This is a genomic window from Arthrospira sp. PCC 9901 (assembly GCF_059013425.1).
Map to the genome: position 1 here is coordinate 2,760,197 of NZ_CP102296.1, position 21,407 is coordinate 2,781,603.

16 protein-coding genes are annotated in these 21,407 nt (G+C 44.0%); 9 read left to right on the plus strand and 7 right to left on the minus strand.

Annotated features, from left to right (window positions below; all coding sequences use genetic code 11):
• Positions 1-81: 81 nt before the first annotated feature.
• Positions 82-1,845, minus strand: a complete 1,764-nt coding sequence (locus NLZ44_RS12100; RefSeq protein WP_493752913.1) for a peptide ABC transporter substrate-binding protein — start codon at positions 1,843-1,845, stop codon at positions 82-84.
• Positions 1,846-2,060: 215 nt separating this feature from the next.
• Between NLZ44_RS12100 and NLZ44_RS12105 the strand changes: the two genes are divergently transcribed.
• From NLZ44_RS12105 to glyS, 5 genes are all read left to right on the plus strand, one after another.
• Positions 2,061-4,136 carry a cation:proton antiporter domain-containing protein gene (locus NLZ44_RS12105; RefSeq protein ID WP_493752914.1) on the plus strand — a complete coding sequence of 692 codons (2,076 nt, stop codon included), beginning with the start codon at positions 2,061-2,063 and terminating at the stop codon, positions 4,134-4,136.
• A gap of 205 nt (positions 4,137-4,341) precedes the next feature.
• The gene (locus tag NLZ44_RS12110; RefSeq protein WP_493752915.1) at positions 4,342-4,530 is read left to right on the plus strand and encodes a hypothetical protein; all 189 of its coding nucleotides are present in this window, start codon (positions 4,342-4,344) and stop codon (positions 4,528-4,530) included.
• Between the two features lie 782 nt (positions 4,531-5,312).
• A complete protein-coding gene (locus NLZ44_RS12115) occupies positions 5,313-5,501 on the plus strand; it encodes a hypothetical protein (RefSeq protein WP_493752916.1) in 189 nt (62 codons plus the stop codon).
• A 458-nt stretch (positions 5,502-5,959) separates the two neighbouring features.
• Positions 5,960-6,148, plus strand: coding sequence for a hypothetical protein (locus NLZ44_RS12120; RefSeq protein ID WP_493752915.1), 189 nt, complete (start codon positions 5,960-5,962; stop codon positions 6,146-6,148).
• A 915-nt stretch (positions 6,149-7,063) separates the two neighbouring features.
• Positions 7,064-9,205, plus strand: a complete 2,142-nt coding sequence (glyS, locus tag NLZ44_RS12125; protein ID WP_493752917.1) for a glycine--tRNA ligase subunit beta — start codon at positions 7,064-7,066, stop codon at positions 9,203-9,205.
• A gap of 10 nt (positions 9,206-9,215) precedes the next feature.
• Here the strand turns inward: glyS and NLZ44_RS12130 are convergent, their stop codons facing one another.
• Positions 9,216-9,455: a hypothetical protein gene (locus NLZ44_RS12130; RefSeq protein WP_493752918.1), complete on the minus strand. Its 240-nt coding sequence runs from the start codon at positions 9,453-9,455 to the stop codon at positions 9,216-9,218.
• A gap of 340 nt (positions 9,456-9,795) precedes the next feature.
• Between NLZ44_RS12130 and NLZ44_RS12135 the strand changes: the two genes are divergently transcribed.
• Together NLZ44_RS12135 and NLZ44_RS12140 are read left to right on the plus strand one after the other, a co-directional pair.
• Positions 9,796-11,910, plus strand: a complete 2,115-nt coding sequence (locus tag NLZ44_RS12135; RefSeq protein WP_493752919.1) for a protein kinase domain-containing protein — start codon at positions 9,796-9,798, stop codon at positions 11,908-11,910.
• A gap of 282 nt (positions 11,911-12,192) precedes the next feature.
• The gene (locus NLZ44_RS12140) at positions 12,193-13,236 is read left to right on the plus strand and encodes an aromatic ring-hydroxylating dioxygenase subunit alpha (protein WP_493752920.1); all 1,044 of its coding nucleotides are present in this window, start codon (positions 12,193-12,195) and stop codon (positions 13,234-13,236) included.
• A 12-nt stretch (positions 13,237-13,248) separates the two neighbouring features.
• Here NLZ44_RS12140 and NLZ44_RS12145 read toward each other — a convergent pair whose 3' ends face one another.
• The 4 genes from NLZ44_RS12145 to NLZ44_RS12160 all read right to left on the minus strand — a co-directional run bounded on the left by NLZ44_RS12145 (position 13,249) and on the right by NLZ44_RS12160 (position 17,492).
• Positions 13,249-14,940, minus strand: a complete 1,692-nt coding sequence (locus NLZ44_RS12145) for a DUF3352 domain-containing protein (RefSeq protein WP_493752921.1) — start codon at positions 14,938-14,940, stop codon at positions 13,249-13,251.
• 39 nt (positions 14,941-14,979) lie between these two features.
• Positions 14,980-15,273, minus strand: a complete 294-nt coding sequence (locus NLZ44_RS12150) for a hypothetical protein (RefSeq protein WP_111891687.1) — start codon at positions 15,271-15,273, stop codon at positions 14,980-14,982.
• Positions 15,274-15,380: 107 nt separating this feature from the next.
• Positions 15,381-16,853, minus strand: coding sequence for an LCP family protein (locus tag NLZ44_RS12155; protein ID WP_493752922.1), 1,473 nt, complete (start codon positions 16,851-16,853; stop codon positions 15,381-15,383).
• 249 nt (positions 16,854-17,102) lie between these two features.
• Complete coding sequence (locus NLZ44_RS12160; RefSeq protein WP_493752923.1) at positions 17,103-17,492, minus strand: hypothetical protein; 390 nt, start codon at positions 17,490-17,492, stop codon at positions 17,103-17,105.
• Between the two features lie 118 nt (positions 17,493-17,610).
• Between NLZ44_RS12160 and rpe the strand changes: the two genes are divergently transcribed.
• Both rpe and NLZ44_RS12170 read left to right on the plus strand, forming a co-directional pair.
• On the plus strand, positions 17,611-18,312 hold the full coding sequence (gene rpe / locus NLZ44_RS12165) for a ribulose-phosphate 3-epimerase (RefSeq protein WP_008051461.1): 702 nt from the start codon (positions 17,611-17,613) through the stop codon (positions 18,310-18,312).
• 211 nt (positions 18,313-18,523) lie between these two features.
• Positions 18,524-19,144 carry a hypothetical protein gene (locus NLZ44_RS12170; RefSeq protein WP_493752924.1) on the plus strand — a complete coding sequence of 207 codons (621 nt, stop codon included), beginning with the start codon at positions 18,524-18,526 and terminating at the stop codon, positions 19,142-19,144.
• 22 nt (positions 19,145-19,166) lie between these two features.
• Here the strand turns inward: NLZ44_RS12170 and NLZ44_RS12175 are convergent, their stop codons facing one another.
• Entirely contained in the window at positions 19,167-21,404 is a 2,238-nt protein-coding gene (locus NLZ44_RS12175; protein WP_493752925.1) for a CHASE2 domain-containing protein, read from the minus strand.
• Positions 21,405-21,407 lie beyond the last annotated feature (3 nt).

Here is a 21,407-nt window from a genome sequence, read left to right on the forward strand (position 1 = left end):
TTTCAAAGCCCCCTCTCCCTTTCTGGGAGAGGGGTTTGGGGTGAGGGCTGTATTTCATAGAGATGAGAAGCGCTAGATTAACTAAATTGACTGGCGCTGCCACTTTTTAATATCCCAAGTATTAGCATCCCAAGGGGAGGGTTCAATACCAGTTAAAGTATTACTAATTCCCGTAGTAGTCGCACGTTCAACAATCGGCATTACTGCGACATCTTCCCGTAGAAACTCATCCATTTGACGGAATAATAAGGCTCGTTTTTCTGGGTCTAGTTCCGTGGTTGCTTTTTGCCACATTTCGTCATATTTAGGGTTGCAATAACGAGCATAATTAGGTCGTTGCCAATTATTTTCTTTTTGGGAAATTTCCCCACAAGTCCACCACTTCATGTGAGGTCCTGGGTCGGGACTTTCATTTCCTGTAGTTAACATTTGTAGGTCTGCATAAAAATGATTAATGGTGTCGGTATTGGCGGGGTCGCCAGAAAAGAATATACCCGGGTCAACACTTTTTAATTCCACCCTTATCCCGATCGCCTCTAAAGACTGTTTAACGATTTCTTGAGTTTTCTGGCGCACGGGATTAACTGATGTTTGAAACACCACGCGCATTTCTAATCCATCTCGGTCACGGATACCATTATTATTAGTATCTTTCCAGCCAGCTTCATCTAACAAAGTTTTAGCTTTTTCTAGGTCGTGGCTATAGTTAATTTGATTGGATCTATAAGCGGCTGGAATAACTATTAATTGCGCGGTCGGACGACCTGTTTTCCCATAAAGTTGATTAGCTATAGTATCACGGTCTATAGCCAAATCAAAGGCTTGTCGGACTCGTTTATCACTAAAAAAGGGATGGGGGAATTGAACACTAGAACGTTCTCCATCTGCGGTAGCTTGATTAGGGTTGGTAAAATTAAACATAATCCTTTCCACATAGGACCCAAAATTCGCCAAAATTTTGCCTTTCCCTCCCGCTGCTAACTGTTGGAGAATATGACCTTCTACCTGTAAGTTAAAAGCATAATCAAAATCTCCCGTTTGTAAGACGGCTCTAGCGGCTGAGGTTGCATCACCACCCCCTTTAATTTCTACTCTTTCAAAAAAGGGTTTATCTGGCTCCCAATAATTGGGGTTAGCTTCATAAAGGGCTAAGTCTCCCGGTTTAAAACTTACCAGTTTATAGGGTCCCGTGCCAATGGGTTGATTATTCGCCCTAGCGGACCGAATATTAGAATTATTGTAACTAGCAAAAATATGCTCTGGGAGAATTAAGCCTCTTTGACCAGTAAAAGGAACCGACCAACCAGGAGTAATATTTTTAAAATTAATTTTGATGGTGTAATCATCTAGGGCTTCTACGCTTTCAATACCTGCGTAAACCTCAGCACTAGATGAACCTACATCAGGGTTCATAATAAAGTTATAAGTGAAAACCACATCTTTGGCGGTGAAAGGTTCGCCGTCAGACCAAGTTACACCCGATCGCAATTTCCAAGTTACCGATTTTCCATCTGCTGCGACACTCCCATTTTCTCGACTGGGAATTTCCGCCGCCAGAAGAGGAATCAGGCGATCGCTATGATCATAACTCGCCAAAGGCTCATACACTAACCTAGCCGCATCAAAGTCTTTAAATCCTGTCGCCAAGTGAGGATTAAGGATGGTAGGAGACTGCCAATACAGAAGTTTAAGGTTTTTGTCATTTTGAGTAGTTGGCGCGTCCTGGGGGCTACAGGCGGCGAAGGTGATAGACAAGAAACAGGAAAGAATCACTAGAGGTAGGAATAAACGCCGAATCATATTTTTAGGGTAATCAATGTCCGCCCTTAAATTTGTAGCAGACATTAGCACATTTGGCGAACCCATTTAGTTAACCACCTCTCGATTAACTACTTTCCCTAAAAATAGGATTGTCAGAATCCGAAGATTATGCTATAAGTCTATAGTCTCTATAACCGACCTTTTATAAGCGATCTTTTAGGGCGATCGGCGAGACAGGCTGAGGCTTGGCATCTTTCTCCCTTTATATAAGTCTAAGCAATTCTACCGGGAACTAACTCATGGATACTTTGGGATACTTAATCAATACAGACGTAGATGGGTTTTCCATGATTAATCTGACCACACCCCTCGCACAAATTTTATCACAACCCATTCAAGACCCCGTAGCCGTTTTCTTAATTATTATGGGGATGATGCTCATTGCTCCCCTAGTATTTGAACGCATAAAATTACCTGGTATTGTCGGATTAATCTTAGCCGGAGTTATTATCGGTCCCCATGGTATAGGGTTACTTGCCAGAGATAATACCATAGTTTTATTGGGGACTGTGGGATTGTTATTTTTGATGTTTCTAGCAGGCTTAGAAACCAGCTTAGACGACCTAAAACTAAATGCCAATTCAGCCTTTTGCTTCGGTTTACTAACCTTTTTATTACCGATGATACTGGGGACTGTAGCCATGATGGCTCTGGGTTACAGTGTATTAGCTGCCATCTTAGTAGCCTCTTGTTTTGCTTCCCATACTCTCCTAGCTTTACCCATCTTAAACCGTCTGGGAATTATGCGTGCTTCCTCCGTAACCGCCACCCTAGGAGGAACCTTAATTACCAATGTTTTAGCCTTATTAGTTTTAGCAGTTGTCGTCAAAGCCCATGGGGGCGATTTAACCCTAGAATTTTGGCTATTTTTAATTCCGGCTTTAACCATTTATACCCTCGCATCTCTCTGGGGAGTTCCCAAAATTGGTCGCTGGTTTTTCCGAAAATTTGGTCATGACGAAGGCGCAGAATTTACCTTTGTTGTCGCCACATTATTAGTAGCTTCCTATGTAGCGCAACTCATCGAAATTGAACCCATTATTGGCGCTTTCTTGGCTGGTATTGCTCTGACTCCTATTATCCCTAACTTGAGTCCATTAATGAACAGGATTCAGTTTATTGGCAATACCCTATTTATTCCCTTCTTTCTCATCTCTGTAGGGATGTTAATTGACCCACTAATTTTAATAAAAGAACCTCGCTCTCTTTTAGTCGCAGTAGTCATGATTGTGGCAGAATTTATCAGCAAGTATGCAGCCGCTTGGACTTCCGGTAAAGTTTTTGGCTGGCCGTTTCCAGAGAAAATGGTTTGCTTTGGTCTGTCTGTAGCTCAAGCTGCTTCGACTCTGGCGGCGATTACGGTAGCTTTTAATATTGAATTAGTAGATGAGTTAACTGTTAATGGTGTTATTGCCATGATTTTATTTAGTTGTATCGCTTCTCCCTGGATAGTCAATCGTTGGGGTAAATTAGTCAAACCAGCCGAAAAATTAGACGGCGACAATCAGCGCAATTGGTCGGAAAGGGTATTAGTTCCAGTCGCTAACCCTAGCACAGAAGATAACCTATTACAATTGGCGATTTTGCTGGTCAAAAAATCTAAAGGCACTCTATTACCTCTTAATGTGATTTCTGACAAAAACGGTAATATTTCTTCCTCGGCTAAAACCAAACAAAACCGTTTATTGTCTGTGGCTGAACAGATAGCTCACGCCGCGACGGTTAAGGTTGAGTCTATTGCTAGAATTGATGCAGCTATATCCAGGGGAATTGTTCGTAGTGCCACCGAACGCAACGCGACGCTGATTATTTGCGGTTGGAAGGGGTATTCAACTTATCAAGAGAATTTCTTTGGTAGCGTAATTGATCAGATTATCAGGCGTTCACCCGTGCCAGTTTTGATTACTCGCTTCCCTCAGCCTCTGGAAAATACGGAGAGGGTATTTATGGTATTCAATCAAGGGGAAATTTCCTCTTGGGAATTTAAACAAACTCTGGAAATCACTAAAGCGATCGCTGAAGAAATTAAAGCGAAATTACACTTATTGGTATTGGTGACTGATTATCTGACTGTGGATTTAAATCTTTCATCCTTCGGTCTAAGTAAAGATACCCCAGTTCAACAAATGCAAGGGAATTTTATTATGAAAGTTTCCCGAATGCTCAAAACTAATGATTTGTTATTATTAACTCCCGGCAGTCATCAGAATCAGGCTTTCGGATTCTCCAGAAGCGGCTTAGTAGAACCAGAAACAATTGTTCGCGCTCATTCAGATGTTGCGACTATTGTCGTTCATTTCCCTAAACTTAGTTAATGATTACTAAATCTCTCTCTTGATATGTTCGTTAATCGTCAAAATCATGTTTAAATCTTCTCAACAATTCAGCCATTTTTCGGTCTATTTCCTAACAGTAATTGACAAAACCAAATTCGGCGTGATATTTTAAGGATAATGCCTATATTGTGTCTATAACTGGATAACCTGCCGGAAACCATGATTCTGTCGTGAACTTCTGAAATTGACAGGAGTCTGCGAGGGAATGCGGCGACACCAATTTAGGGAAAGGTGGGGGGGGAAAGCGATCGCTCTATACCCCTACCGGAAAAGGTTACAGCCACACCAGCCTAATTTACCTCCCCCAACTCACGAGTTAACCCTCACGCCAGGAAGAGTCTTTAAATGTATCGGAAATACTACGGGGAATTGAGTGATTTTTCGGTCTATTTCCTAACAGTAATTGACAAAACCAAATTCGGCGTGATATTTTAAAGATAATGCCTATCCTGTGTCTATAACCGGATAACCTGCCGGAAACCATGATTCTGTCGTGAACTTCTGGAATTGACAGGAGTCTGCGAGGGAATGCGGCGACACGAGTTTAGGGAAAGGTGGGGGGGAAAAGGCGATCGCTCTATACCCCTACCGGAAAAGGTTACAGCCACACCCGTCTAATTTACCTCCCCTAACTCACGAGTTAACCCTCACGCCAGGAAGAGTCTTTAAATGTATCGGAAATACTACGGGGAATTGAGTGATTTTTCGGTCTATTTCCTAACATTAATTGACAAAACCAAATTCGGCGTGATATTTTAAAGATAATGCCTATCTCGTGTCTATAGCCAGACAACCTCCCCGAAACCCCTATGGTGTCGTGAACTTCTGGAATTGACAGGAGTCGGAGAGGGAATGCGGCGACACGAGTTTAGGGAAAGGTGGGGGGGAAAAGGCGATCGCTCTATACCCCTACCGGAAAAGGTTACAGCCACACCCGTCTAATTTACCTCCCCCAACTCACGAGTTAACCCTCACGCCAGGAAGAGTCTTTAAATGTATCGGAAATACTACGGGGAATTGAGTGATTTTTCGGTCTATTTCCTAACAGTAATTGACAAAACCAAATTCGGCGTGATATTTTAAAGATAATGCCTATCCTGTGTCTATAACCGGATAACCTGCCGGAAACCATGATTCTGTCGTGAACTTCTGAAATTGACAGGAGTCTGCGAGGGAATGCGGCGACACCAATTTAGGGAAAGGTGGGGGGGAAAGGCGATCGCTCTATACCCCTACCGGAAAAGGTTACAGCCACACCAGCCTAATTTACCTCCCCCAACTCACGAGTTAACCCTCACGCCAGGAAGAGTCTTTAAATGTCTCGGAAATACTACGGGGAATTGAGTGATTTTTCGGTCTATTTCCTAACAGTAATTGACAAAACCAAATTCGGCGTGATATTTTAAGGATAATGCCTATCTCGTGTCTATAACTGGATAACCTGCCGGAAACCATGATTCTGTCGTGAACTTCTGAAATTGACAGGAGTCTGCGAGGGAATGCGGCGACACCAATTTAGGGAAAGGTGGGGGGGAAAAGGCGATCGCTCTATACCCCTACCGGAAAAGGTTACAGCCACACCCGTCTAATTTACCTCCCCTAACTCACGAGTTAACCCTCACGCCAGGAAGAGTCTTTAAATGTATCGGAAATACTACGGGGAATTGAGTGATTTTTCGGTCTATTTCCTAACAGTAATTGACAAAACCAAATTCGGCGTGATATTTTAAAGATAATGCCTATCCTGTGTCTATAACCGGATAACCTGCCGGAAACCATGATTCTGTCGTGAACTTCTGAAATTGACAGGAGTCTGCGAGGGAATGCGGCGACACCAATTTAGGGAAAGGTGGGGGGGAAAGGCGATCGCTCTATACCCCTACCGGAAAAGGTTACAGCCACACCAGCCTAATTTACCTCCCCCAACTCACGAGTTAACCCTCACGCCAGGAAGAGTCTTTAAATGTATCGGAAATACTACGGGGAATTGAGTGATTTTTCGGTCTATTTCCTAACAGTAATTGACAAAACCAAATTCGGCGTGATATTTTAAAGATAATGCCTATCCTGTGTCTATAACCGGATAACCTGCCGGAAACCATGATTCTGTCGTGAACTTCTGGAATTGACAGGAGTCTGCGAGGGAATGCGGCGACACGAGTTTAGGGAAAGGTGGGGGGGAAAAGGCGATCGCTCTATACCCCTACCGGAAAAGGTTACAGCCACACCCGTCTAATTTACCTCCCCTAACTCACGAGTTAACCCTCACGCCAGGAAGAGTCTTTAAATGTATCGGAAATACTACGGGGAATTGAGTGATTTTGTGGTCTATTTCCTAACAGTAATTGACAAAACCAAATTCGGCGTGATATTTTAAGGATAATGCCTATCTTGTGTCTATAACTGGATAACCTGCCGGAAACCATGATTCTGTCGTGAACTTCTGAAATTGACAGGAGTCTGCGAGGGAATGCGGCGACACCAATTTAGGGAAAGGTGGGGGGGGAAAGGCGATCGCTCTATACCCCTACCGGAAAAGGTTACAGCCACACCCGTCTAATTTACCTCCCCTAACTCACGAGTTAACCCTCACGCCAGGAAGAGTCTTTAAATGTATCGGAAATACTACGGGGAATTGAGTGATTTTTCGGTCTATTTCCTAACATTAATTGACAAAACCAAATTCGGCGTGATATTTTAAAGATAATGCCTATCTCGTGTCTATAACCGGATAACCTCCCCGAAACCCCTATGGTGTCGTGAACTTCTGAAATTGACAGGAGTCTGCGAGGGAATGCGGCGACACGAGTTTAGGGAAAGGTGGGGGTGAAGATTAGAACCGAAACCAACCGAAACTGTGGTAGGATGTAAAATCGTCCGAACAATGACCACCTGCACTGTCTCCCATGCCTAGCTTTTTACTCGAAGTCGGTACAGAAGAATTACCAGCAACCTTTGTCGAAGGGGCGATCGCCCAATGGGAGGCGATGATTCCCGCCAGCCTAAAAGAACAATACCTCACCTGCGAGTCGGTGAAAGTGTACGCCACACCGCGAAGACTGGCTGTAGTCATAGCGGGACTGCCCCAACAGCAACCTGATCGCGAAGAAGAAATCAAAGGTCCCCCCGCCAGTGCGGCCTTCAAAGACGGGAAACCGACGAAAGCAGCGGAAGGTTTCGCGAAAAAACAGAATATCAACTTAGAAGATATCGAAATTCGCCCGACCCCCAAAGGGGATTTCGTGTTTGTCCTCAAACACATTCCCGGACGGAAAACGTCGGAAATTTTAACGGAATTAATACCCCAATGGATTAATCGGTTAGAAGGTAAAAGATTTATGCGCTGGGGAGATGGAGATATCCGCTTCCCCCGTCCGATTCGTTGGTTAGTAGCCCTATTAGATAAGGAGATATTACCGCTAAGTATCCCCAACGGTTCGGAAACTATTAGCAGCGATCGCCATAGCCAAGGTCATCGAGTTTTACACTCGAACTCAGTGAGTATTGCGGAAGCGACGGACTATGCGGAAACCCTGGGTAAAGCGTTTGTAGAAGTAGATCCGCAGACCCGAAAAACAGCGATCGCCAACCAGGTAAAAGTAGCAGCGAACAGCGTAGGCGGGGAGGCAGAAATTCCCGAAGAGTTACTGAATGAAGTGGTTAACTTAGTGGAATGGCCGACAGCGGTAGTGGGAACTTTTGACGCGGACTTTTTAGTGCTGCCACCAGAAGTGATTAAAATGGTAATGGTGACACATCAGCGGTATTTCCCAGTCCTAGATACCCACGGTAATCTGAAACCATATTTTATTACGATTTCTAATGGTGATCCAGCCAAAGCTGCAATTATTGCATCGGGTAATGAACGGGTAATCCGCGCCAGATTAGCAGATGGAGAATTTTTCTATAAAACCGATTTAAAGAAACCCCTAGAAAACTATCTCCCCGACTTGGAAAATGTCACGTTTCAAGAAGATTTGGGTTCAGTTCGCGACAAGGTGAATAGAATTATTGCCAATGCCGATCGCATTGGTAAACAGCTAGAAGTAAGGGAAGGGGAACTCGCCCAGATAAAAAGGGCAGCCTTATTATGTAAGGCGGATTTAGTCTCTCAGATGGTTTATGAATTTCCCGAACTTGAGGGAATCATGGGGGAAAAATATGCTTTAGCTGGCGGCGAACCTGAAGCGATCGCTAAGGCTATAGTTGAACATTATCTCCCCAAAGGAGCAAGCGATCGCCTCCCGACAAATATCATTAGTCAAGTGGTCGCCCTAGCTGATAAACTCGACACGCTAGTTAGTATTTTTGGCTTGGGAATGCTTCCCACAGGTTCATCAGATCCCTTTGCTCTGAGAAGGGCGGCTAATGGAGTTGTGAATATTATCTGGTCTGCTGACCTACCTTTAAACTTGCATGAACTGCTAAAGGATTTAACGACGGATTTCGTTAATAGTCATCCTAACGCGATGTTAGGTCTGATTCATCATTTAGAAGATTTCTTTTTACAGCGCATTCGGACTTTGTTGCAGGACGAGAAAGCCATTGATTATGATTTAGTCAATGCGGTGTTGGGAGATGAAGACATAGAATATAAGGAACGCGCGTTACAAGATTTATTAGATGTACGTGATCGCGCTTTGTTTTTACAAGAAATTCGCGGTGACGGTACTTTAGACATCATCTATGAAACTATCAACCGTTCCACCCGTCTCGCTAAACAAGGCGACCTGGACACGAGGGAACTTCAACCGGACACGGTGATTAACCCTTCCCTGTTTGAAAAGTCTTCAGAACAAGCATTTATGGAAGCCCTAGAAGACTTGATACCCAACACTCAAGCCGCATTAGAAACTCGCAATTATCGACAATTAGTGACAGCCTTAGCAGCAATTGTTCCCACAGTTACCCAATTCTTTGATGGTGAAAATAGCGTCTTGGTGATGGACTCTAATCCGAAAGTACAGCGAAACCGTCTCAACCTACTAGGGTTGTTGCGAAATCATGCGCGTGTACTAGCAGATTTTGGCGCAATTGTCAAGGGGTAAATGGTAGATTTTAAAATTCTGTCATGATTTCTTTGGGAAAAAATTTTAATCCATTAAAGACCAAAATGACTAACCCGGTCAGAATCACCCAATTAGCCAAGAGGAAACTGGAGACAACCGCAACTAAAGCAATGCCTCCTGAGACTAGCTTGATTAATTCTTCTTGGGTGTGGGTATAAACGAAAATGGCAGCAACAGAGATAGCGATCGCAATTAGGGAAGGTAGATATCCAGCGAAGTTGATTTCCATGACCATGAGACTCCTAGTGGTAACTGTTATGGTTGCTAGACCCAGGATAGAAGCCTGTGTAATTATCCAATCAAGCGATACTGCAACTTTCCTAACCGACCTATAGGGAAATTGCCTATAACAGTTGTCAAATAGTGGAATTGCTGGTTATTGACCGTTATTCCAGGTGACTGTAACTGTGCTAGTTTCCTGATTGACACAATGAAGGTCAACTCCCGTGGTGGTAGAAAGATGTTGGAAATAGAGATAAGGGTCGGCTGTTGTCTGGGTGGGGAGAATTTTTAAAAACTCTGGTGGATATGGAAATCATCTGTGATCGCGAAAATATTGTGCCACCAAAATGGAAAAATTGAGGCACAATAAATATTATGCTGTCACTCAGAATGCGATCGCTATGACCTGCTGCATCAACCCCAACTGTCCGCAACCGATAAACCCCGACAACCTTACATATTGTCAAAGCTGTAATACCCCCCTAATTTCCCTACTGCGGGGACGCTACCGCATTCTTAAACCGTTAGGAAAAGGAGGGTTTAGTCGCACCTATCTAGCTGAGGATACGGATAACCTCAACCGTCGGTGTGTAGTCAAACAACTGGTGGCGGAGGTAAAAAGTAACTGGGGACTACAAAAGGCAGCCGACTTGTTCAAGTTGGAGGCGCAACAATTACAGCAACTAGAAGGTAACCCACAAATTCCGGGAATTTACGGTTATTTTGAAGAAGATAATTGTCTATATTTAATCCAACAATATATAGAAGGAGAAAACCTGGCGCAACTTTTAGAACAGGGTGGAATATGGAATCAAGCACAAGTCCGCCAACTGCTGTTAAAATTGCTTCCGGTTTTAGAATTTATCCATAGTCGCCAGGTAATTCACCGAGATATTAAACCGGAAAATATCATCCATCGTAGCAGGGTTCCTCAACCGATAAGCGATCGCCATAATTTAACCCCTACCCCTAACCAAAGCGCACCCACTATCATTCAAGATAAAGTAGTTACCCAAACCACAGATATCGGTGATTTAGTATTAATTGATTTTGGGGTATCCAAACAACTATCAGAAACGGTGATGGTTAACCCTCTAGGGACAAGAGTAGGTTCAGATGGTTATGCGGCTTTAGAACAAATGCGTGGGGGAGAAGCCTACGTCGCCAGTGACCTATACAGTTTGGGTGTCACCTGCTTTCATTTACTCACGGGAATTCATCCCTTTGAATTATGGACAGAAGAAGGTTATGGCTGGACAAAAAACTGGCGTAATTATCTACCAACTCCTATCAGTCCAGAATTAGGACAAATTATCGATCGCCTACTTCAGAAAGACCTAAGCGATCGCTATACCAACGCCGCCGAAGTTTTAGGAGACCTCAACTCTAATAGTCATCCTCTCCCAGTGATTTCCCATCCTTTATTTATGGGATTATCCCGCCGCCGAAAACCTGCGAAAACGATAGCGATCGCTAGTGCGGCATTATTGTTATTGGGGACGGGTGGAAATATACTGTTAAAAAATACCCCCCCAACGTTAATGTCTTGGATAACTCCGGTGTCGGCGTGGAATCAAGCGAGGTTAGGACAAACCTTAACCGGACACACTGCTAGGGTATTAACTGTGGCTATTACCCCTGATGGTAAAACTCTCGCCAGTGGTAGTGATGATAAGACGGTGAGATTATGGAGTTTACAAACCTTTGAACATCTTTCTACTTTAACGGGACATGGAGGCGCTATCAACTCGATTGCTATCAGTCCTGATGGTCGAGTTATCGCCAGTGGTAGTCGCGACAATACGGTGAAATTGTGGGATCTTCACAGCAAACAAGAAATCGCCACGCTGAAAGGACATGAAAGGGATATTACGACGATCGCTTTTAGTCGAGACGGTCAAACTCTCGTCAGCGGTAGTCGCGACCATACTATTACTTTATGGGATTTAGGGACTAATGAACTCATTGGTACATTAAGAGGACATAATCGGGAAATTCGCGCGGTGGCTTTTAGTCCTAATGGTAGACTGCTGGCTAGTGCTTCCCAGGATAATACGGTGAAATTGTGGGATCTTGACCGCCGCGAGGAAATCTCGACTTTATTATCCCATGATAAGTCAGTGAATGCGATCGCCTTTAGTCGAGATGGTCAAACTCTCATCAGCGGAAGTAGTGATAAAACTCTGAAATTATGGGACGTTACCACTAAGGAAGTTATGGCTACCTTACACGGACATTCACAAGGGATTAAATCTATCGCGGTGAGTCCTGATGGTCGAATTATCGCCAGTGGTGGTGATGATGATACAGTCCAACTTTGGGACCTCAAAAATCAAGAAGCGATCGCTACCTTGCGAGGACCTTCCTCTAAAATTGAAGCGATCGCCTTTTCTCCCAAACGTCCCCTCTTAGTTAGTGGTAGCCATAATCGCAACCTGGAAATTTGGCAAATTCCTGACTAATCTACCAGCTATTTATAGCAGGGATTATCAAGTCGTGATTAAACCGGGGATTTTCCGACAGGCTTTGATAGGGAGATTTTCCATTTATGGTCAACCTGGTTGACCTCAAGATCTGGAATAGTCCACGATTAAAAATTTCGGATTTTCCTCAAAAAACAGTTGACATAAAGTTAGTATCATGCTAAAATAATCGGTGAGTGTCAAAATTGCGCTGTGCTTTGAGTATTTTAGGATTATCCCTATTCGGCTAAAATTGGAAGCTGGTGAAATAGAGGCGATCGCATGACCCCAAGTTACGCAAATAGGAGGGACATCAGACAATTAGGGATTAACCCCCATTGCTGGTATGTTGTTAGCAGCAGCCAGGAAGTCACCAGTAGCCCGATAGGGGTAATTTTGTGGAATCAGCCGATTGTGTTATTCAGAGACACTCAGGGGAAAATAAACGCCTTAGAAGACAGATGTCCCCATCGCCAAGTGAAACTAAGTCACGGAAAAGCGATCGGGGACGAGATAGAATGCACATATCACGGCTGGAGGTTTAATGGTGGTGGAGACTGTGTTTATGTACCGTATTTACAGGATAATCAAAAACCACCAAAATGCGGAATCAAGACCTATCCAGTGCGAGAATTATATGGATTTATTTGGATATTCATAGGAGAGGAAAAGCCAGATAATGAGCCCCTAGAAATTCCCGAATGGGAACACCTGAACTACATAGCCACTGTGGCGACAATTTACACCCAGGCGCACTATTCTTTTTTAATAGAAAACCTGATGGATATGTACCACGGACACCTACACCAAAACTGGCAAGCATGGACGGAGGCGCAATTAGATTATATCACAGAAACCGACAATAAAGTTGATGCTTATTATGAAGCACAAAGCTATTATAAAATAGACAAAATCTGGTCTATATCACAACTATTTTTCCGGTCGCTGCGACAACTCCACCCGGAAAGGCTGACGGTTAGTTATATATATCCCCATTGGTATTCTACTCTCGGTGAAGACTTCAAGATTTACTGTTTACTCTGTCCAATTAGTGTAAGTGAAACCCGCGCCTACTTAATCCATTTCACGTCACTTAACGCCTTTTGGAGACTGCATAAACTCCCGATTAAATTTCGTAAATTCATCAAAAACAGGTTATTTGGTTGTGCGAAAAAAATGTTAGATGGTTTAGTGGCAGAGGATGTGAAAATGATAGAGGAGGAACAACAGGCTTATCAAAAGCACCCCCAGCGGCGGGGTTATGAATTAAATAAAGCGATCGCATCTGTGCAGCGAGTGATGAAAAAGCAGGCGATCGCCAATTAATCAACTAACCATCTAATTCTCCTGATTATCAGTAGATACAGCGGCGGATTTTAGATTAACAAATAGGTCATAACGGCTGGTGTGTTCATCAGTGACAGCCGTAGTCAAACCGATAGATTGAATAGCATTTATCCAGACTTCTTGTTGAGGGGGTAAAGGGGGTAAAGAAAGGTTTTGGCGATTAAATACCTGTTCAACATTAATATAAAAATTCCCATGTTTAGGACTAAGACTAGAGGGGAAAGTTTGTTGAAATAAAGAACTGGAACTAATGGCGGTTTGAGGTTGTGGTATAATCTGGTTAGCCACAGGAGCGCCCAAATTGACAAAAGCGACATCTCCATCTAACCAACCGCGAAGCACAGTAAAGCCGCCATAGGGAGAAGTCCACTGAATCACAGGCTGACCATTAAGTTGAGCATTGCCAACTTGGAAACCGCGACCCCTGAGAATTTCATCTAATTGTTGTAAAGCGTTGTCCGCCGCATTGCGATCGCTCGCCCTAACCATAAACACCAAACCAGCCATAAAGCGTTGAGGGGTGTTAGGATTAGAAATACCCGGAATTACAGACAGAGAAAACTCCCCATCCATCCAGCTAAGGAAATCTCGCTGCAACTCCATACCAAGAGACTCTTGTAAAATAGCAGCCAAAGCCTGTGGATTAAAAGGAGCGATCGGATTAGCATTAGCACCCTGATTATAATCACTCCAGAACTGTTTAAGGTTGCCGCCACCGAGAGTCATAATTGCCGTATCTGGGATACGTCTGAGCATTCCATCAGTAGAATTCCCAACAGTGAGTTTTCTATCAGTGTTAGGCTGCAACCAGGAAACCCCCTGAAAATTAATGCCATTATCTCTTAAAATAGCAGTAGTAGCAAAGCCCTGGTGTCGTTTCAATTGTTCCAAACTTTCTGGGGGAATAGGCTGCGCCGCCGTCATAGAAGCCAAAGAAGCAGCGACGGGAATATTCAGATAAACCTGAGCAAAAGCCTGGGAATTTCTAATTTGTTGAATGGCTGCGGAATATCCAGGAGTAGCAGCGAGGGAACTATCACCGTGATAAGTATCGATCGCCCTATCAGTAGCACGAGGGTCATCAGAAACGAGAAGAAACTCTCGACCCAGGACTGCAATAGAATAATTTTGCAATCGTCCTTGAGTTTCAAAGATATCAATTCCCCGGTAGTTACGTTCGAGAATTTCTCCTTGATTTAAAGACTTTCGTTCAGACAAAATTTCTTGAGCGCGGAGAGGATTAGCGATAGGAAGTAATAAGATCCTAGCGGAAGCCATGGGAGACTGACGGGGAGTATCACCGGAGGGGGAAGGCTGACCAGAGACCAAAGCCGGATCAGGCAACCAAGCCATCATCACCTCATTACCAATCCAGGGCTGAATATCTTGCTCAAAATTATAGCCCTGATCAGTAAAAATGCGATCGCGCCACTGAATTAGCAATTGTTCAAAAGCCGCCTGAGACTGTGAAGTGCCATACTGTTGAAGTGTTTGCCATTTTTGTGGCGCAGTAGAAACAGAAACAGCTAACAGCGCATCTTGGGGAACAATATTAGCCCCCAAAGGCACATCTCTAATAGTTCTTCTAGCGGTGAGTGCGAAATAGGCAGCAACCCCACCACCAACCAAAACAGCGATCGCACCTATAGTTATAAGCAGAGACGGTTTATTTTTTGCAAGCATAACTAGCCCATGGGAAATCGAAAAAACTCAGATCTCAGTTCACAGTAGCACTAAATCAATCAAAGTGTAGAAACCTAGAGCCAACAATAGGATAGCAACCAATTGCGTAAGCAGTAAGCGGTTAGAGGGAAAAATCGCCTCTCGAACTAACATGGCAGTGGAGGACCCCATCACATAACTAAGACACAAGACCAAATATGGCCACCGTCCTGTTAAAGCCCACAGCAGCAATAGTGGCATCCCCAACAGTAGCATGAGAACCTCAATAAATTGAGGCGGATTATATTGGGTTAGATAAACCAGATTCTGCCACCAAACTTGCCAAAGTCTCATCAGGTTATCTCGCTGTCAAATTCATCTAGTTTCCAGGATAGCCCCTGAACAGACCAGGAAGCAAGGGAACCCGGACAAAAATGCGTTACCATAGGTTTGAGCAGGTTTTAGCGTCCTGAGAGTCGCCGCCGAGGGTTTCGGAAATCATCCTCCATTTCCTCCAATTGTGGCTCAGTTTCTTGCTGCCATTTAGCTTCGGATTTCGCCAGCCAATCTAGTCCTACCTGAATGGTAATATCCGACTGTAGATGACCTGTACTTTCCACCACAACTTCCCCAAATCCCAAAGCCTCCTGAATAGCTTGTGCGCCTCTGACATCGCCATCTTGAGCAATAATACGGGTGACATCAAGTGGTTGATTCCAGGGTCTTGTCAGTCTCAGATTCCAATATCCCTTACTATTGAGAGAAGACATGAAATCATCAACGGCATAGGAATCATCAGTGCTGTCTTGGATAGCAATTCTCAAATCCCTCGGATCAACATTATCAAAACTCCAACGGTTATGACCAAAATCAAAATGTTTGGTCACCATGGCATCAAGGCGACTATAATCTGCTAGCCAATAACTAGCCCTATACTCTTTCGGGTCACTAAACTGTCCAGGAACCATCAGCATTTGTACATCATCGGGACTCACCTGGGCGGCAAAATTCACCAAAGCCACCAATTCTTCTAAGGTCAAATTTGTATCAATATGAGATTGAATAATGGACACTAACCGAGGTATACGGGAGATGGTACCCACATCTAAAACTTGGTTAATAAAAGAGCGGATCAGCATTTGCTGACGCTGTACCCGACCAATATCACCTAAATTGTCATATCGGAACCGCAAAAACTGTAAAGCACGATCACCATCAAGATGTTGTTCACCCTCTTTCAGATTAATATAAAGATGTTGGCTATCATCTTGATACCTCATATCTTTAGGAACATAAACGGTGACTCCTCCCAAGGCATCAATTAGCTTTTCAACGCCCAAGACATTAACGCGAACGTAGCGATCGATACCGACACCGCCCATCAATTCACTGACGGACTTAGCGCTAAGTGCCGGACCACCATAGTAGTTAGCATCATTAATTTTAGTCATCCCCCGTCCCTTGACAAAAGTACGGGTATCCCTAGGAATAGAAAGAACTTTTAACTTATTAGTATTAGGGTCAAAACGCAACAGAAGCATGGTATCAGAAAGACCCTTAAAGGAGTCTACCACCGCATGATATCCCAGGTCTTCTTCTGGCGGTTCATCTAAATCGGAGGTTAAAACTTTAATACCCAAAACCAGAATATTTACCGGACGAGTTAATTCCGGTAAACGCATATTCACCCGCGCCATTTCACCCTTAGAAAAAACCGCCTCTTGTTCAGGTGTTAACTTTTCCTGCATGAGGGGAGTTGAAGATAAGGAAACAGCCAGCAAGGCTCCGGCCGTTGCCGAAATCATAGCCACTCCAGTTAAACCCATACCAATACCAAGCCATTTGGCGGGGCTAGACCTGGTGAACTTTTTCAGAATAGGTCGAGAAGGTTGAGATCTAAGTGGTTTTTGCCGTTTGATTCGATGATTTGACACAGGCTTCCTCACACACCAATTTTAATATACAAAGAGTTGACAGACACTTCCGAGAAATTTTGAGATCAATTGACTACTCATCAATTGTAGTCTTCGATCGCCCTGGTTAGCAATGGTTAGCTATCAGGTAGTGGGTAGGTTAATCGGGAGTAATCAGATCCGCCAGAATAATCCATTCTTTCAGCATCAGCCAGCGCTAACAGGATATACAACTCACCAAAATCTACCGGTCCTGTAATATTAAGAGACTCAGGAGTTAGGGGGATTATCCCGCAGATAACGACGCATAACCTTTTCAGCAAAAGGACTGATTGCTGGCAACCACAAGGGTTTATCTTTCCATAGACGCACCATTAAGCCAAAGTTAACTAAAAAGTAAGTTGTGGTCAGGACACTGCTAGTGAACAACACAGGTAGTTCGGGGATTTCCGCAAGACTAGCACCACCGCGCAAAAGTAAATTGCCAATCAACCAGCTAAATGCTAAAGTCACCACTAAGCGACAGGTAGCGCGTTCTTGGGGTGTACCCTGATGGCGATACAAAGTCCAGATGGCGGGGAAAAAGCCCAACACGGGAATTAAATACACAAATTGTTGGATAGATATTCTATCGGTGGGTTGGTAAGGATCATGTCGCATAAGATATCCTCATCTCCAGGCTGATAGGTTGGACGGCTGGGGTTGTTATCGGAATTGGGGTCAGCAAATTCTGATACACTACATAAAAAGACCAGATGTTGGAGGAAACACAATCGCTATGAGCCAATCCCAAAAATCAGTTGTTATCGCCCCATCTATATTATCAGCAGATTTCAGTCGTCTTGGAGAAGAAATTCGCGCTGTTGATGAAGCTGGCGCAGATTGGATTCATGTTGATGTTATGGATGGTCGCTTTGTCCCTAATATTACCATTGGTCCCCTGATTGTTGATGCTATTCGACCGGTTACGAAAAAGCCTCTGGATGTTCACTTGATGATTGTGGAACCAGAGAAGTATGTTGAAGATTTTGCTAAGGCTGGGGCTGATATTATCTCGGTTCACGCTGAACATAATGCTTCCCCCCACCTCCACCGGACTCTCAACCTGATTAGGGAATGTGGTAAACAGTCCGGTGTGGTATTAAATCCTTCTACTCCCCTGGATTTGATTGAGTATGTTTTGGATGTGTGCGATCTGGTGTTGATTATGAGTGTCAACCCCGGTTTCGGAGGTCAGAAGTTTATCCCGACTGTGGTTCCTAAAATTCGTCAACTGCGCCAAATGTGCGATGAGCGGGGTCTTGACCCTTGGATTGAAGTTGATGGCGGCCTGAAGATTGATAATACCTGGCAGGTGTTGGAAGCTGGAGCTAATGCTATTGTGGCAGGTTCGGCGGTGTTTAATGCTGATAATTATTCGGAGGCGATCGCCGGTATTCGTAATAGTAAGCGCCCTACTCCTGAATTAGCGACGGTCTAAAGTCCTAGTTTGAGTGAACTCAGGGGGGGCGTGATCTGGGAGTATCCTACTAGGGACTTGCTAAAATCGCTCCCCCTAATCCCTTGATTCGATAAATGCAATCACACGCCACATAGTGAGTTATTATGGGTGAGCCTTCCTGTTGAGCTACTAAATGTGGACATCGAGTTAGGATTGGCATGGCTTCAGAATCTAGGTTATCTAAGAAAGTATGGCTCAAACACTAATCACATCAGGCATCATCAATCCCCGCCAATGGCCTTTAGCCCGTGTTTGGTTGGAGGTGGCTACTTATCTGGGAGTCCCACCTCGCCAAATCGATCGCCTAGAGTTCTGGACACATCAAATTTGGGTTAAACTCCTAGGGATGAGGGCCACATTAGTTAGTTTTCGGGTTCTCCCTCTGTGGGTGGAACAAGGAATTGCAGCTATTAGGGAAACGCGCGATCGCGATCGCCTAGATCTTCTGGGGGAAATATTTAGCACAGAAATCTCACGCTACTCGAAACACTATAATTCCCCCAAAATAGAAGCGTGGCGATCGGCTTGGGCGGAACAATCCCAGAAACTCAAACAACAAGAACTTATCAGAATTCAGGAAGAAGAAAATCTATCACCCCTTCGCGAACACCAGCAGGCTTGTCAACAATGGCTGGAAGGTTGGCGGGTGATTCTGAAACACTGCCAAAGTCTGGAATCTCTCGATAATTTGGCCCCGGAAATTGAACGACAAATGCCGGAATTTTCCGACTTGGAGGAAGCAGCCACAGCCATGGAAATTTGGAGCGATCGCCGTCAGGAAGTAGCCCAAATTACTGGCGGAATTCCTTAATTTTCCCGATACCTAATCTAATTTAGTCTTTAATCATCTGGTAAATATCATTAAGTTTAGCTTCAATTACAGGAGGTTTAGAAGTGAAACGAATATAAAATTTACCCGGTTCTGCTGGTTTTTCTAATACCTTGGCATAGATATCTTCCCGCAGTTCCGAGTCAGATGATTTCAGATTCAGTTTGATGTTAGTTAACACCAGCGGTAAAGAGTCTGTACCATCTTCTGCACCTATTAAAGCACTGCGATCGGAGAGTTGTAATAACCTCCCAGAAAATAGGTTTTCGCCAACGTGCTTACCTTCTAGGACGGTATATTGTAATGATATCGGCTGAGACAAAGAATAAAATATTTCGGTTTCTTTGGGTAAAAATAGGTTATATTTACCCTCAATTCCAGAGACTTCATAGATGGCTATGGGATTTTTAACCCCCTTGGGTTGTACCAATTTCTTGTCATCAATTTTCACTAAATTAGGAGTAGTACAATTGAGGGTTTCTTCGGAAATAATAATTTGTCCGCCTGTGGTGTAAGACTCGATTCTGTAGGTGAGATTAACATGACTTCCTACAACTCCATATTTCGTGCGTTTTTCCGAACCCAAATTACCAACGACAACTTCCCCGGTATTAATGCCAATTCCCATTTCTAAAGCTGGTAATTCCCACTTCTCCATTTGTTCATTTACCTGAGCCATAGCCAATTGCATAGCTACGGCACAAGCCACGGCCCTTTCCGGGTCATCTTCGCGCAGGGTAGGCGCACCAAATAACACTAAAATACCATCCCCCATAAATTCATCAATTGTCCCTTGATAATGGGTAATGACATCAGCCATATAGGATAAATAGAAATTCAGCACCTGCACAACTTCTTCCGGTGGTAAGCGTTCAGAAAGCGCGGTAAAACCCCGTAAATCGGAGGTTAAAATAGTGATTTTACGACGTTCTCCACCCATTTTTAATCCCTCTGGGTGTTCCAGCAAATTAGCAACTATTTCATCACTGAGATATCGACCAAAAGTTTTACGGATATCTGATGCTGAACGAGCAATATAAGCAGTAATTACGGCTACAGAACCCACCAAAGCGATGGATGAAGGGACAACAGGCAACCACCAACTGCCTAAAAAAGCCACAAAGGTCAAGCCTAATAAAATACCCCCAGCCAGAACCAAAATCACAACTCTTTTAAATAGGAATTGTCCGACTCTAGTGGGGTCGCGTAGTCGCCAAGTCAGGGTCGCCCCCAGACCAGACCAGACCAGAACCCATAGCCATTCGATAACTTCTGGTAAAGTTCTAATCAGAGGTCGATTTTCTAGTGCGGCGCTGATGATTTTACTAACAATATTAGCATGAATTTCTACGCCAGTCATGCGTTGATCAGGCGCTAGGGTGTAGGGGGTAGAAAATAAATCTTTCATGCTTTCGCCGACGGAACCAATTAAAATAATGCGATCGCTTCCCCAGTCTGAGGCTACCCGGTTTTCAAAAATATCTCGCATGGAGACAATTTCAAAATGCTGGCTAGGTCCTCGGTAGTTAAGTAAAACTTGATAGCCACCATCATCGGCGCGCACATAACCGCCATCATTCCCCTCAAAAGGAACAAAGACCACATCACCAAATTTCCACCAATTATCTGTACCTTCTACAATCTCAACGGAAAAGTCAGGTTCTGCACTTAAATATCTGAGGGCTAAATGAACGGCAAAACTATGGACAGTTTCCCCATTTTCTCTAGGGAAATATAGCAAAGCGCGACGCACCCTATTATCCTGATCAACAATCAGGTCATTCGCCCCAACTTGTCCTCTAGCAGCCAAGGCGGGAGGGGGTCCCACCCGACTAAAAAAGTGATCACCTATAACTTTTTCAATACCAATTAGATTATCTGTAGTTTCAAAAAGCCGCACCAATTGGGAATGGCCAGGTTCAAAGGGTAAATCTCGATAAATATCTAATCCGATTACCCTAGGATTCATGGCATTGAGTCGTTGGATTAACTCAAAATACACCCCATCTGGTACATAACCTTGACCAATAAATTGAAGGTCATTCTCATCAATACCAACGATGACAATGCGACTATCACGGGTTTCCGGGGGCCGCCAGCGCATATATTGGTCATAGGCGGCTAATTCCAAGGTTTGCAAAATACCAGTTAGCCGTAATAAAATCACGGCTAGGGTGACAGAGGGGGTCGTCACCAGGACAACCCGCCAATTCCAGAATCGTTCTCTAATGGTTTTGGGCATTAG